Source organism: Burkholderia sp. E168m15 (assembly GCF_016586105.1).
Taxonomy (GTDB): Bacteria; Pseudomonadota; Gammaproteobacteria; order Burkholderiales; family Burkholderiaceae; genus Burkholderia; species Burkholderia orbicola.
Genome location: NZ_BCPO01000079.1, coordinates 116,756 through 130,533, shown reverse-complemented (window position 1 = coordinate 130,533; position 13,778 = coordinate 116,756). Strand labels below are relative to the sequence as shown.

Sequence of the window (13,778 nt, the reverse complement as noted above, 5' to 3'; positions counted from 1 at the left end):
CGCGGGCGTCGCGGCCATTGCCGGAACGCGCCGGGGTTTCGGCTATAATTCAAGGTTTTGCAAGCCGTTTCCAGTTTCTGCGGGAAAAATATCATGCCGATCTACGCCTATCGATGCGAAGCGTGCGGTTTCGCGAAGGACGTGCTCCAGAAGATGAGCGACGCGCCGCTGACGCAATGTCCTGAATGCGGGAAGGATGCTTTTCGCAAACAGGTGACCGCCGCCGGTTTCCAGCTGAAGGGCTCGGGGTGGTATGTCACCGATTTCCGCGGCGGCTCGGGCGGCGCCAGCGCACCGGCGACGGCGTCGGGCGACGCGGCGCCGGCAGCACCCGCGGCGGAAGCCGCACCCGCCGCGGCCGCGCCGGCTGCGGCGAGCAGTTCGGGCAGCACCACGACGACGAGCGCCGCGCCGGCTCCGGCCGCGACGCCCGCCGCCGGCAGTTGACCGTCGCGGCCCGGCCGGGTCGCGACCCACTCGCGCCGCAGGCGCGGTTCATTGACGGCAGATGATGAAAAAGACGACCCTGAAAACGGTGTTCCTGACCGGCTTGCTGGTTCTCGTCCCGCTCGCGATCACGCTGTGGGTGCTCGGCCTCATCATCGGCACGATGGACCAGACGCTGCTCCTGCTGCCCGAATCGTGGCAGCCCGAGCGGATGCTCGGCTTCCACCTGCCGGGGATCGGCGCGGTGCTGACGCTCGCGTTCATCTTCGTCGTCGGGCTGGCCACGCAGAACTTCATCGGCCAGAAGCTCGTCACGTGGTGGAACGCGGTGGTACGCCACATCCCGGTCGTCGGGCCGATCTACACGAGCGTCAAGCAGGTATCGGACACGCTGCTGTCGAGCAGCGGCAACGCGTTCCGCAAGGCGCTGCTGATCGAATACCCGCGCCGCGGCTCGTATACGATCGCGTTTCTGACCGGCACGCCCGGCGGCGACGTGGTCAACCATCTGACGGAAGAGTACGTGAGCGTGTACGTGCCCACGACGCCGAACCCGACGTCGGGTTTCTTCCTGATGCTGCCGAAGAGCGAAGTCATCGAACTCGACATGTCGGTCGATGCCGCGCTCAAGTACATCGTCTCGATGGGCGTCGTGGCGCCTTCGGCGCCTGCTCCGGCGCCCGCCCGCCGTCCCGTCGAGCCGCCGCTGTAAGTAAAGAATCATCGCCCGGGCCGCGCGTTGCGGCGCCCGTTGATCAAACCGAACGAAAGCAAACATCATGTCGATGCGTACTGAATACTGCGGTCTCGTGACCGAACACCTGCTGGGCCAAACCGTGTCGCTGTGCGGCTGGGTGCAGCGCCGCCGCGATCACGGCGGTGTGATCTTCATCGACCTGCGCGATCGTGAAGGCCTCGTGCAGGTGGTGTGCGACCCGGATCGCGCGGAGATGTTCGCGACCGCCGAAGGCGTGCGCAACGAGTTCTGCGTGCAGATCAAGGGCCTCGTGCGCAACCGTCCGGACGGCACGGTCAACGCCGGCCTGAAGAGCGGCAGGATCGAAGTGCTGTGCCACGAACTGAACGTGCTGAACGCGTCGGTCACGCCGCCGTTCCAGCTCGACGACGACAACCTGTCGGAAACGACGCGTCTCACGCACCGCGTGCTCGACCTGCGTCGCCCGCAGATGCAGCACAACCTGCGCCTGCGCTACCGCGTCGCGATCGAGGCGCGCAAGTACCTCGACGAGCAGGGCTTCATCGACATCGAGACGCCGATGCTGACGAAGAGCACGCCGGAAGGCGCGCGCGACTACCTCGTGCCGTCGCGCGTGAACGCCGGCCAGTTCTTCGCGCTACCGCAGTCGCCGCAGCTGTTCAAGCAGCTGCTGATGGTCGCGAACTTCGACCGTTACTACCAGATCACCAAGTGCTTCCGCGACGAGGATCTCCGCGCGGACCGTCAGCCGGAATTCACGCAGATCGACTGCGAGACGTCGTTCCTCGGCGAGCAGGAAATCCGTGACCTGTTCGAGGACATGATCCGTCACATCTTCAAGACGACGATCGACGTCGAGCTCGACGCGAAATTCCCGGTGATGCCGTACTCGGAAGCGATGGCGCGTTTCGGTTCGGACAAGCCGGACCTGCGCGTGCAGCTCGAATTCACCGAGCTGACCGACGCGATGAAGGACGTCGACTTCAAGGTGTTCAGCACGCCGGCCAACGCGAAGGACGGCCGGGTCGCGGCGCTGCGCGTGCCGAAGGGCGGCGAGCTGTCGCGCGGCGACATCGACGGCTACACGGAATTCGTGCGGATCTACGGCGCGAAGGGCCTCGCGTGGATCAAGGTCAACGAGAAGGCGAAGGGCCGCGACGGCCTGCAAAGCCCGATCGTCAAGAACCTGCACGACGCGTCGATCGCGGCGATCCTCGAGCGCACCGGCGCCGAAGACGGCGACATCATCTTCTTCGCGGCCGACCGCGCGAAGGTCGTCAACGACAGCCTTGGCGCGCTGCGCCTGAAGATCGGCCATTCGGAATTCGGCAAGGCGAACGGTCTGGTCCAGGCCGGCTGGAAGCCGCTGTGGGTCGTCGACTTCCCGATGTTCGAATACGACGACGAAGATGCGCGCTACGTCGCAGCACACCATCCGTTTACGAGCCCGAAGGACGAGCACCTCGAGTATCTCGAGACCGACCCGGGCCGTTGCCTCGCGAAGGCCTACGACATGGTGCTGAACGGCTGGGAAATCGGCGGCGGCTCGGTGCGTATCCACCGCGAGGAAGTGCAGAGCAAGGTGTTCCGCGCGCTGAAGATCGGTGCGGAAGAAGCGCAACTGAAGTTCGGCTTCCTGCTGGACGCGCTGCAGTACGGCGCGCCGCCGCACGGCGGTATCGCATTCGGTCTCGACCGCATCGTCACGATGATGGCCGGTGCCGATTCGATCCGCGACGTGATCGCGTTCCCGAAGACGCAGCGTGCGCAGGATCTGCTCACGCAGGCGCCGAGCCCGGTCGACGAGCGTCAGCTGCGCGAGCTGCACATCCGTCTGCGTCAGCCGGAGCAGCCGAAGGCGTAACGCGCTTTCGCCCCCGGTCGTGTGTGCGGTCACGCACGCACGGCACCCTGAAAAAGGCGCAGTGATGCGCCTTTTTCATTTTTTGCGGTACAGTCGCAGCACTTGCCGCACGTTCGGGCGCAGGCCCGGCGCACGGCCCTGTGCCGCATGAAACAAAGATGACGAAGCCGCCGAAAATCCCCGAATCCGTTCTCGTCGTGATCTACACGCCCGACCTCGATGTGCTCGTGATCAAGCGTGCCGACCAGCCCGATTTCTGGCAATCGGTCACCGGCTCGAAGGACACGCTCGACGAGCCGCTCGCGCTCACCGCCGCGCGTGAAGTGGCCGAGGAAACCGGCATCGCGGTCGGCACGCCGGACGTGCCGGCCAGCGCGCTCGTCGACTGGCATCACCGGATCGAGTACACGATCTATCCGCAATACCTGCATCGCTATGCGCCGGGCGTCACGCGCAACGTCGAGCACTGGTTCGGCCTGTGCGTGCCGCATCGCGTCGACGTGACGCTGTCGCCGCGCGAGCATGTCGACCATGCGTGGCTGCCGTTCCGCGAGGCGGCCGCGCGCTGCTTCTCGCCATCGAACGCCGAGGCGATCCTGCAATTGCCCGCACGCGTGGCCCTCGCGCGTGCGCCGCACGGCTCGTCCGCATGAATGCGGAGACCCGCAAGCGCTTCGCGCAATTGCGGCAGATGTTCCTGCAGGAGCGCGGCTCCGCGTCGCGGCTCGCGTTTACGGCCGGCAACACGGTGCGGCTGTGCGAAACCGGCGGCGAATTCTTCCACGCGCTGATCGAGCGGATCGACGCCGCCCGCGAGCAGGTGATGCTCGAAACCTACATCTTCTGCGACGACGCGGCCGGCCGCCCGGTGTCGGACGCGCTGATCCGCGCGGCGCAGCGCGGCGTGCGCGTGCGGGTGATCACCGACGGCATCGGCACCGCGCGCCTGCCGCTGTTCGACACATGGGGCGAAGCCGGCGTCGAGCACTGCATCTACAATCGCTTCCTGTTCGGCCGCTTCGGCTTCTCGCGCACGCACCGCAAGCTTGCGGTGATCGATCAGACGACCGCGTTCTGCGGCGGCATCAACATCGTCGACGACTACACGCAGGGCAGCGCGACGCTGCCGTTTCCGCGCTGGGATTTCGCGGTCGAGATGGCCGGGCCCGCGGTGTCCGACGTGCGCGCCGCGTTCGAGCTGCAGTGGCACCGGATCCAGTTCGGCCACAAGCCGTATGCGCAGTACGCGGCCGGGCTGCACGGCGGCGAAGCGTTCCCCGACATGTTCCGGCGCTGGATGCGCAGCCATCGATGGATCAAGGCCGGCGCGCTGCGGGTCGTGACGGAGCCGAGCGTCGCGTTCGTCGCGCGCGACAACGTCGTGAACCGCCGCGCGATCGAGAAGGCCTATCTCGCGGCGATCGGCCAGGCGCGCCAGCGCATCCTGCTCGCGAATCCGTATTTCATGCCGGGCCGCAAGCTGCGCCGCGCGCTGACGGGCGCGGCACGGCGCGGCGTCGACGTGCAGGTGCTGATCGGCCGCAAGGAGTTCACGGCGCTCGATACGGCCGTGCCGTTCCTGTATCACTCGCTGTTGCGCGCGGGCGTGCGCGTGGCCGAATACGACAAGACGATCCTGCACGGCAAGGTCGCCGTGATCGACGACAACTGGGCGACGGTCGGCTCGTCGAATCTGGACGCGCTGAGCCTGATGCTGAACAATGAAGCGAACGTCGTGCTGGTGCGCTACGATGCAGTGACGAATCAGTTGCGCGACGCGATCGCCACCGCGTTCGCCGAAGGGCGGGAGATCGACGCCGCGCACTATGCCGCCCGCCCGCGCATCGAACGGCTGCTGAACTGGCTGGCGTACACCACGTACCGCCTCGTGATGAAGGCGCTGACGGTCGGCGGTTACGACTGACGCCGACTAAGTATTCGCTTCAAAAATCTGTCCGCACGTTCGTGCGGAAAAGCCGCTCCGGTCCCGCCGGAATCGCGCAAAATAGCGGCTCGGTTAGACACCGGTTTCTAATAATTTCCTTGTTTCGCGAGCGGCCGCACTCAATAATAGTACGGCCGTTCGATTTTATTCGAACCCCCGAACGGTTACAGAAATAGCTATGCGAAAAGGCGAACAGACGCGTGCCGCGATACTTGAAGCTGCTTTGGACCTTGCCAGCCGTGACGGGCTGGAGGGGCTGACGATCGGCCTGCTGGCCGAGCGCATGCAGATGAGCAAGAGCGGCGTGTTCGCGCACTTCGGATCGCGCGAGGACCTGCAGGTCGAGGTCGTCCGCGAGTACCACCATCGTTTCGAGAACGAGGTGTTCTTTCCGAGCCTGCGCGAGTCGCGCGGTCTGCCGCGTCTTCGGGCGATGCTGGCGCGCTGGATCGAGAAGCGCATCCAGGAGGTGACGACCGGGTGCATCTACATCAGCGGCGCAGTGGAGTACGACGACCGGCCGGACAGCCCCGTGCGCGAGCAGTTGATCGCGAGCGTGACCGCCTGGCGTGCCGCGTTGCTGCGCGCCATTTCGCAGGCGATGGAAGAGGGGCATCTGCGTGCGGATACGGATCCGGAACTGATGCTCTTCGAGTTGTACAGCTTCACGCTCGGCCTGCATCACGACGCACGCTTCCTGCATTCGCCGGACGCCGTGCGCCTCACGTGGGCCGCGCTGGAAAAGACGATTGTTTCGTATCAGAGCGAGAGCCGTTAGCGGCGCGTGACCCGCCCGCCAGGAGCTCGAGCCGTTTTGCCCACCTTTGGAGAGAGTCATGGGACAGTACGCCGCGCCGCTGCGCGACATGCAATTCGTGTTGCACGAGCTTCTGAACGTCGAAGCCGAAGTCAAGCAAATGCCCAAGCATGCGGACCTCGACGCCGACACGATCAACCAGGTCCTCGAGGAAGCGGGCAAGTTCTGCTCCGAGGTACTGTTCCCGCTGAACCAGGTCGGTGACCGCGAAGGCTGCACGTATGAAGGCGACGGCGTCGTGAAGACCCCGACCGGCTTCAAGGAAGCCTACCAGCAGTACGTCGAGGCCGGCTGGCCGGCGCTCGGCTGCGATCCGGACTACGGCGGCCAGGGCCTGCCCGCGTTCGTGAACAACGCACTCTACGAAATGCTGAACTCGGCGAACCAGGCGTGGACGATGTATCCGGGCCTGTCGCACGGCGCGTACGAATGCCTGCACGCGCACGGCGCGCCGGAACTGCAGCAGCAATACCTGCCGAAGCTGGTGTCGGGCGAATGGACGGGCACGATGTGCCTGACCGAGCCGCACTGCGGCACCGACCTCGGCATCCTGCGCACCAAGGCCGAACCGAACGGCGACGGCTCGTACTCGATCAGCGGCACGAAGATCTTCATCTCGAGCGGCGAGCACGACATGTCGAAGAACATCATCCACCTCGTGCTCGCGCGCCTGCCGGACGCGCCGCAAGGCACGAAGGGGATCTCGCTGTTCATCGTGCCGAAGTTCATTCCGGACGCCGCGGGCGAGCCGGGCGAGCGCAACGGCATCAAGTGCGGCTCGATCGAGCACAAGATGGGCATCCACGGCAACTCGACGTGCGTGATGAACCTCGACGGCGCGAAGGGCTGGATGGTCGGCGAGCCGAACAAGGGCTTGAACGCGATGTTCGTGATGATGAATGCCGCACGCCTCGGCGTCGGCATGCAGGGTCTCGGCCTCACGGAAGTCGCATACCAGAACTCGCTGACGTACGCGAAGGAACGCCTGCAGATGCGCTCGCTGACGGGCCCGAAGGCGCCGGACAAGCCGGCCGACCCGATCATCGTGCATCCGGACGTGCGCCGCATGCTGCTCACGCAGAAGGCCTACGCCGAAGGCGCGCGCGCATTCACGTACTGGTCCGCGCTGCAGATCGACAAGGAGCTGTCGCACGCCGACGAAGCGGTGCGCAAGGAAGCGGCCGACCTCGTCGCGCTGCTCACGCCGATCATCAAGGCGTTCCTGACCGACAACGCGTTCGAGTCGACCAACCACGCGATGCAGATCTACGGCGGCCATGGCTTCATCTCCGAGTGGGGCATGGAGCAGTACGTGCGCGACGCGCGGATCAACATGATCTACGAAGGCACGAACTCGATCCAGTCGCTCGACCTGCTGGGCCGCAAGGTGCTCGGCGACATGGGCGCGAAGCTGAAGAAGTTCGGCAAGCTTGTCACCGAATTCGCGGAAGCCGAAGGCGTGAAGCCGGAGATGGCCGAGTTCATCAACCCGCTCGCCGACATCGGTGAAAAGGTGCAGAAGCTGACGATGGAAATCGGCATGAAGGCGATGCAGAACCCGGACGAAGTCGGCGCGGCCGCCGTGCCGTACCTGCGTACCGTCGGCCACCTGGTGTTCTCGTACTTCTGGGCGCGCATGGCGCGCCTCGCCCTCGACAAGGAAGCGTCGGGCGATCCGTTCTACAAGTCGAAGCTCGCCACCGCCCGCTTCTACTTCGCGCGTCTGCTGCCCGAAACGGCATCGACGATCCGTGCCGCGCGCGCCGGTTCGAAGACGCTGATGGAAGTCGACGAATCGCTGTTCTGACGCGAGTCCGGGCGGTGCGCGCCGCGTGCCGCGCCGCCCGAACGCAACGATTCCTGGTACTCACTTCGCCGTGCAGCCCTCACATTCCGCGCTGCACGACACTATCCGGAGACATCCCGTGAGCAATTTCCTGATTCGCAAGGTCGCCGTGCTGGGCGCCGGCGTGATGGGCGCGCAGATCGCCGCGCATCTCGTCAACGCGCGCGTGCCGGTGCTGCTGTTCGACCTGCCGGCCAAGGAAGGCCCGAAAAACGCGATTGCGCTGAAGGCGATCGAAAACCTGAAGAAGCTGTCGCCCGCGCCGTTCGGCGTGAAGGACGATGCGAAGTACCTCGAGGCGGCGAACTACGAAGACGACATCGCGAAGCTCGCCGAATGCGACGTCGTGATCGAAGCGATCGCCGAGCGGATGGACTGGAAACACGACCTGTACAAGAAGGTCGCGCCGCACATCGCGCCGAACGCGATCTTCGCGACCAACACGTCGGGCCTGTCGATCACGAAGCTGTCCGAAGGTTTCTCGGACGAGTTGAAGGCGCGCTTCTGCGGCGTGCACTTCTTCAACCCGCCGCGCTACATGCACCTCGTCGAGCTGATCCCGACCGCGCATACGCGTCCGGAAATCCTCGACCAGCTCGAAACCTTCCTGACGAGCGTCGTCGGCAAGGGCGTCGTGCGCGCGAAGGACACGCCGAACTTCATCGCGAACCGCGTCGGCATCTTCTCGATCCTCGCGGTGATCACCGAGGCCGCGAAGTTCGGCCTGCGCTTCGACGAAGTCGACGATCTGACCGGCAGCCGCCTCGGCCGCGCGAAGTCGGCGACGTTCCGCACCGCGGACGTGGTCGGCCTCGACACGATGGCGCACGTGATCAAGACGATGCAGGACAACCTCGCCGACGATCCGTTCTTCCCGGTCTACCAGACGCCCGCCGTGCTCGCCGAACTGGTGAAGCAGGGCGCGCTCGGCCAGAAGACGGGCGGCGGGTTCTACAAGAAGGAAGGCAAGGCGATCAAGGTACTCGACGCGAAGACGGGCAGCTACGTCGATTCGGGCGCGAAGGCGGACGAAACGGTCGGCCGCATCCTGAAGCGCCCGCCGGCGGAACGCCTGAAGCTGCTGCGCGAGACGGATCATCCGCACGCGCAGTTCCTGTGGTCGATCTTCCGCGACGTGTTCCACTACATCGGCGTGCATCTCGAGTCGATCGCCGACAACGCGCGCGACGTCGACCTCGCGATCCGCTGGGGCTTCGGCTGGAACGAAGGCCCGTTCGAAGGCTGGCAGGCGGCCGGCTGGAAGCAGGTCGCCGAGTGGGTGCAGGAAGACATCGCGGCCGGCAAGGCGCTCGCGAACGTGCCGCTGCCGTCGTGGGTGCTCGAGGGCCCGGTCGCCGAGCAGGGCGGCGTGCACACGGCCGAAGGCTCGTGGGCACCGGCATCGAAGCGCTTCGTGCCGCGTTCGGACCTGGCCGTGTACCGCAAGCAGGTGTTCCGCGCGCCGCTGCTGGGCGAAGCGGGCGCCGATCCGAAGACGTACGGCAAGACGCTGTTCGAAACCGACGCGGTGCGCGCGTGGGTCGACGATCGTGCCGGTGAAGACGACGTCGTGATCGTGTCGTTCAAGTCGAAGATGAACACGATCGGACCGAGCGTGATCGACGGCCTCGTGCAGGCGATCGAGCTCGCGGAGAAGGACTACAAGGGCGTGGTGATCTGGCAGCCGACGTCGCTGAAGCTCGGCACGCCGGGCGGCCCGTTCTCGGCCGGCGCGAACCTCGAGGAGGCGATGCCCGCGTTCATGATGGGCGGCGCGAAGGGCATCGAGCCGTTCGTGAAGAAGTTCCAGGAAGGCATGCTGCGCGTGAAGTACGCGAACGTGCCGGTCGTGGCAGCCGTGTCGGGCATCGCGCTCGGCGGCGGGTGCGAGCTGATGCTGCACAGCGCGAAGCGCGTCGTGCACGTCGAGAGCTACATCGGCCTCGTCGAAGTGGGCGTCGGCCTCGTGCCGGCCGGCGGCGGCCTGAAGGAAGCGGCGCTGCGCGCGGCGGACGCCGCGACGGCCGCGAACGCGACCACCGACATCCTGAAGTTCGTCACGAAGTCGTTCGAGAACGCGGCGATGGCGAAGGTGTCGGCGTCCGCGCACGACGCACGGGCGATGGGCTACGTGAAGCCGTCCGACACGATCGTCTTCAACGTGTTCGAACTGCTCGACACCGCGAAGAAGGAAGCGCGTGCGCTGGCCGACACCGGCTACCGCGCACCGCTGCGCGCGAAGGACGTGCCGGTCGCGGGCCGTTCGGCGATCGCGACGATCAAGGCATCGCTCGTCAACATGCGTGACGGCCGCTTCATCAGCGACCACGACTACCTGATCGCGAGCCGCATCGCCGAAGCCGTGTGCGGCGGCGACGTCGAAGCCGGCAGCCTCGTCGACGAAGAATGGCTGCTCGCGCTGGAGCGCCGCGCGTTCGTCGAGCTGCTCGGTACGCAGAAGACGCAGGAACGGATCATGGGCATGTTGCAGACCGGCAAGCCGGTGCGTAACTGAGCGAGCAGACAAGGAGTCTGAAATGAGCAAACAACTGCAAGACGCATACATCGTCGCCGCCAGCCGCACGCCGATCGGCAAGGCCCCGCGCGGTGTCTTCAAGAACACGCGCCCCGACGAGCTGCTGGTTCACGCGATCAAGTCGGCCGTCGCGCAGGTGCCCGGTCTCGACACGAAGGTGATCGAGGACGCGATCATCGGCTGCGCGATTCCGGAAGCCGAGCAGGGCCTGAACGTCGCGCGCATGGGCGCGCTGCTCGCCGGGCTGCCGCAGACGGTCGGCGGCGTGACGGTCAACCGCTTCTGCGCGTCGGGCATCACCGCGCTCGCGATGGCGGCCGACCGCATCCGTGTGGGCGAATCGGACGCGATCTTCGCGGGCGGCTGCGAATCGATGAGCATGGTGCCGATGATGGGCAACAAGCCGTCGATGTCGCCGCACATCTTCGATCGCAGCGAAGACTTCGGCATCGCGTACGGGATGGGCCTGACGGCCGAGCGCGTCGCCGAACAGTGGAAGGTGAGCCGCGACGACCAGGACGCGTTCTCGGTCGAGTCGCACCGCAAGGCGCTCGCCGCGCAGCAGGCCGGCGAGTTCGGCGACGAAATCGCTGCGTACACGATCACCGAGCGGTTCCCGAACCTCGCGACCGGTGAGGTCGACGTGAAGACGCGCGAGATCAAGCTCGACGAAGGTCCGCGCGCGGATACGTCGCTCGAAGGTCTCGCGAAGCTGCGCACGGTATTCGCGAACAAGGGCTCGGTCACGGCCGGCAACAGCTCGCAGACGTCGGACGGCGCGGGTGCGCTGCTCGTCGTGTCGGAGAAGGTGCTGAAGGAATTCAACCTGACGCCGCTCGCGCGCTTCGTGAGCTTCGCGGTGCGCGGCGTGCCGCCGGAAATCATGGGGATCGGTCCGAAGGAAGCGATTCCGGCCGCGCTGAAGGCCGCGGGCCTGAAGCAGGACGATCTCGACTGGATCGAGCTGAACGAAGCGTTCGCCGCGCAATCGCTGGCGGTGATGCGCGATCTCGGCCTCGATCCGTCGAAGGTCAACCCGATGGGCGGCGCGATCGCACTGGGCCACCCGCTCGGCGCGACCGGCGCGATCCGCGCGGCGACCGTCGTGCACGGCCTGCGCCGCCGCAACCTGAAGTACGGGATGGTCACGATGTGCGTCGGCACCGGCATGGGTGCGGCGGGCATCATCGAACGCCTGTAAGCGGGACACGACGAGAAGCGACGACGGTGCGCGGGCCACGAGCTCGCGCACCGTTTTTTCATTCCGGTAGAGACAGTTCAAGGAGACGGTTGTGGCCGACATTCAAGTGGAACGCGCCGACGGCGTGATGACGATCACGATCGCGCGCCCGGCGAAGAAGAATGCGCTGACGGCGGCGATGTACCAGACGATGGCCGATGCGCTCGCCGACGCGCAGGAAGACAAGGCGACGCGCGTGATCCTGCTGCGCGGCAGCGACGGCAATTTCAGCGCGGGCAACGATCTCGAGGATTTCCTGAAGGCGCCGCCGCAGGACGATACCGCGTCGGTGTTCCAGTTCCTGGCGCGGATCAGCAGCGCGAGCAAGCCGGTCGTGGCCGCGGTGCCGGGCATCGCGGTCGGCGTCGGCGTGACGATGCTGCTGCACTGCGATCTGGTCTACGCGGCCGACACCGCGACGTTCTCGCTGCCGTTCGCGCAGCTCGGGTTGTGCCCGGAAGCCGCGTCGAGCGCACTGCTGCCGCGGCTGGCCGGCCATCAGGTCGCCGCCGAGAAGCTGCTGCTGGGCGAGGCGTTCGACGCGCTGGAAGCGCACCGGATCGGCATCGTCAACCGCGTGCTGCCGGCAGCCGAACTCGACGCGTTCGCGGCGAAGCAGGCAGCGAAGCTGGCGGCGTTGCCGGCGGCATCGCTGCGGGTGACGAAGGCGCTGCTCAAGGATACGGGCGGCGTGGCGACGCCCGCGCGGATGGCCGAGGAAGCGCGTCATTTCGCGACGATGCTGCGCGCGCCGGAAGCGCGCGAGGCGATGACCGCGTTCTTCGAGAAGCGCAAGCCGGATTTCCGTCAGTTCGACTGACGGACTGAGGCGCGCCGGCGGGAGACCGTCGGCGCACGCGCACGGTCTGGATCAGGCCGTGCCGTAATCGACGTGGCCGGTTTCGCGGCAGAAGCTGACGAGCCGCAAGCCGGCCGCCTTCGCGATTTCGATCGCGAGCGACGACGGCGCGGAGATGGTCGCGACCAGCGGGATGCCGACCCGCGCCGCCTTGCGCACGAGCTCGTAGCTCGCGCGGCTCGACAGGAACACGAAGCCGTCGGTGGTATCGGCGCGCGACAGCACGAGGGAGCCGATCAGCTTGTCGAGCGCGTTGTGGCGGCCGACATCCTCGAATGCCGCGCGAATCGCGCCTGTTGCGTCGCACCACGCGGCCGCATGCAGGCCGCCGGTCAGTTTCGTGAGCGCCTGATGCGCCGGCAGCGCATGCGCGGCGCGCGCCAGCGCGTCGGGCGCGAGGCGCGCGAGAAAGCCGGTATCGGGCACGCGTTCGGGTGCGAGGTCGAGCAGGTCGATGCTCTCGATGCCGCAGACGCCGCAGCCCGTGCGCCCCGCGAGCGCGCGGCGCCGGTCCTTCAGCGCGGCGAACGCCTGCTGGACCACTTCCAGATGGACTTCCGCATGCGGCAGCGGCGCGTCGGCGTGCAGGATCACCTCGATGTCCTTGATGTCGCTGCCGCGCGCGACGATGCCTTCCGAGATCGCGAAGCCGACCGCGAACGCTTCGAGGTCGCACGGCGTACACATCATCACCGCGTGCGAGATGCCGTTGAAGACGAGTGCGACCGGCCATTCCTGGCCGACGAAGTCGTGCGCGGTCTCGACCGCGCCGCCGCGCGTGCGGCTCACGGGCAGCTCGATCGCGCCGCGCGGTTCGTCGCGCAATGCGTCGTGCAGTTCGTCTGATTGGGTCGGATTCACGAGCACTCCCGTTGATTCGAAGCGCGGCCGGCGACGATCGTACCGCCGCCCGCGCGCAGAGGTTCTAAAATACCCCAGGCAAGCCGGCCGCGCCGGCATCCGCCACGTCAGGTAACGACCATGGGACTCAGCGACGCTCCGTTGCTCTTCAACTTCGAACACGATTCGTCGGAAAACTTCACGTACATCCCGATGATCGTGCGTTTCAATCTCGACCGCTTCGGGCTGCGGATTTCGCTCGAACAGTGGCAACTGCTGCCGCTCGAGGACCGCAAGCTGCTCGCGCGCTTTCCGGCCGACGACGACACCGCGATCGAGCCCAATTTCGATCACGCGCTGTTCGAAATGCTGCGCACGCACGCCGATCTGGAGCCGTCATGGTTCCAGCCGGACGAGCAACCGGCCTGGCGCACCGTCGACACGGTGCCGGCGTCGCTCGTGCAGCAAAGCGCGCTGGCCGGGCTGCCGGCGCCGGCGCTCGCGCAGTGGCAGCGGCTTGCGCCATTCCAGCGCTACGTGCTGGTCAAGCTGTCGCGCAAGCCGGCGCTGAATCACGATTTCGTGCCCGCGATGCGGGAGTTCGGGCTGGCCGCCACGCACTGACCGGCCGTATGCCGCGCCGCATGCCGCGCTGCGCTGCGCTGC

At 66.5% G+C, this 13,778-nt stretch carries 12 protein-coding genes; 11 read left to right on the top strand and 1 reads right to left on the bottom strand.

Annotated elements, in window-relative coordinates; all coding sequences use genetic code 11:
• The first annotated feature begins 93 nt into the window (after positions 1-93).
• The 10 genes from JMF86_RS13570 to JMF86_RS13525 all read left to right on the top strand — a co-directional run bounded on the left by JMF86_RS13570 (position 94) and on the right by JMF86_RS13525 (position 12,233).
• Entirely contained in the window at positions 94-447 is a 354-nt protein-coding gene (locus JMF86_RS13570) for an FmdB family zinc ribbon protein (RefSeq protein ID WP_011546185.1), read from the top strand.
• A gap of 61 nt (positions 448-508) precedes the next feature.
• Positions 509-1,159 carry a DUF502 domain-containing protein gene (locus tag JMF86_RS13565; protein WP_006477842.1) on the top strand — a complete coding sequence of 217 codons (651 nt, stop codon included), beginning with the start codon at positions 509-511 and terminating at the stop codon, positions 1,157-1,159.
• 67 nt (positions 1,160-1,226) lie between these two features.
• Positions 1,227-3,029 carry an aspartate--tRNA ligase gene (aspS, locus tag JMF86_RS13560; RefSeq protein ID WP_011546184.1) on the top strand — a complete coding sequence of 601 codons (1,803 nt, stop codon included), beginning with the start codon at positions 1,227-1,229 and terminating at the stop codon, positions 3,027-3,029.
• A 158-nt stretch (positions 3,030-3,187) separates the two neighbouring features.
• On the top strand, positions 3,188-3,682 hold the full coding sequence (gene nudB, locus JMF86_RS13555) for a dihydroneopterin triphosphate diphosphatase (RefSeq protein WP_011546183.1): 495 nt from the start codon (positions 3,188-3,190) through the stop codon (positions 3,680-3,682).
• Positions 3,679-4,953 carry a cardiolipin synthase ClsB gene (gene clsB, locus JMF86_RS13550; protein ID WP_011546182.1) on the top strand — a complete coding sequence of 425 codons (1,275 nt, stop codon included), beginning with the start codon at positions 3,679-3,681 and terminating at the stop codon, positions 4,951-4,953. Before nudB ends, clsB begins: the two co-directional genes overlap by 4 nt.
• Before the next feature lie 199 nt (positions 4,954-5,152).
• Complete coding sequence (locus JMF86_RS13545; protein WP_006477846.1) at positions 5,153-5,752, top strand: TetR/AcrR family transcriptional regulator; 600 nt, start codon at positions 5,153-5,155, stop codon at positions 5,750-5,752.
• A gap of 58 nt (positions 5,753-5,810) precedes the next feature.
• The gene (locus tag JMF86_RS13540; protein WP_006485746.1) at positions 5,811-7,598 is read left to right on the top strand and encodes an acyl-CoA dehydrogenase C-terminal domain-containing protein; all 1,788 of its coding nucleotides are present in this window, start codon (positions 5,811-5,813) and stop codon (positions 7,596-7,598) included.
• 118 nt (positions 7,599-7,716) lie between these two features.
• Positions 7,717-10,152, top strand: a complete 2,436-nt coding sequence (locus JMF86_RS13535) for a 3-hydroxyacyl-CoA dehydrogenase/enoyl-CoA hydratase family protein (protein WP_011694395.1) — start codon at positions 7,717-7,719, stop codon at positions 10,150-10,152.
• Between the two features lie 22 nt (positions 10,153-10,174).
• Positions 10,175-11,374, top strand: coding sequence for an acetyl-CoA C-acyltransferase (locus JMF86_RS13530; RefSeq protein WP_006477849.1), 1,200 nt, complete (start codon positions 10,175-10,177; stop codon positions 11,372-11,374).
• 91 nt (positions 11,375-11,465) lie between these two features.
• Positions 11,466-12,233 carry an enoyl-CoA hydratase gene (locus JMF86_RS13525; protein ID WP_011694394.1) on the top strand — a complete coding sequence of 256 codons (768 nt, stop codon included), beginning with the start codon at positions 11,466-11,468 and terminating at the stop codon, positions 12,231-12,233.
• 51 nt (positions 12,234-12,284) lie between these two features.
• Here the strand turns inward: JMF86_RS13525 and fdhD are convergent, their stop codons facing one another.
• Positions 12,285-13,139: a formate dehydrogenase accessory sulfurtransferase FdhD gene (gene fdhD / locus JMF86_RS13520; protein ID WP_011546179.1), complete on the bottom strand. Its 855-nt coding sequence runs from the start codon at positions 13,137-13,139 to the stop codon at positions 12,285-12,287.
• A 114-nt stretch (positions 13,140-13,253) separates the two neighbouring features.
• On the opposite strand from fdhD, the gene JMF86_RS13515 reads away from it, so the two are divergent.
• On the top strand, positions 13,254-13,736 hold the full coding sequence (locus JMF86_RS13515) for a nitrate reductase associated protein (RefSeq protein WP_011546178.1): 483 nt from the start codon (positions 13,254-13,256) through the stop codon (positions 13,734-13,736).
• Positions 13,737-13,778 lie beyond the last annotated feature (42 nt).

Coding starts and splice junctions, on each gene's coding strand:
- JMF86_RS13570 (WP_011546185.1), top strand. CDS start 94: ATGCCGATCTACGCCTATCGATGCGAAGCGTGCGGTTTCGCGAAGGAC.
- JMF86_RS13565 (WP_006477842.1), top strand. CDS start 509: ATGATGAAAAAGACGACCCTGAAAACGGTGTTCCTGACCGGCTTGCTG.
- aspS (WP_011546184.1), top strand. CDS start 1,227: ATGTCGATGCGTACTGAATACTGCGGTCTCGTGACCGAACACCTGCTG.
- nudB (WP_011546183.1), top strand. CDS start 3,188: ATGACGAAGCCGCCGAAAATCCCCGAATCCGTTCTCGTCGTGATCTAC.
- clsB (WP_011546182.1), top strand. CDS start 3,679: ATGAATGCGGAGACCCGCAAGCGCTTCGCGCAATTGCGGCAGATGTTC.
- JMF86_RS13545 (WP_006477846.1), top strand. CDS start 5,153: ATGCGAAAAGGCGAACAGACGCGTGCCGCGATACTTGAAGCTGCTTTG.
- JMF86_RS13540 (WP_006485746.1), top strand. CDS start 5,811: ATGGGACAGTACGCCGCGCCGCTGCGCGACATGCAATTCGTGTTGCAC.
- JMF86_RS13530 (WP_006477849.1), top strand. CDS start 10,175: ATGAGCAAACAACTGCAAGACGCATACATCGTCGCCGCCAGCCGCACG.
- JMF86_RS13515 (WP_011546178.1), top strand. CDS start 13,254: ATGGGACTCAGCGACGCTCCGTTGCTCTTCAACTTCGAACACGATTCG.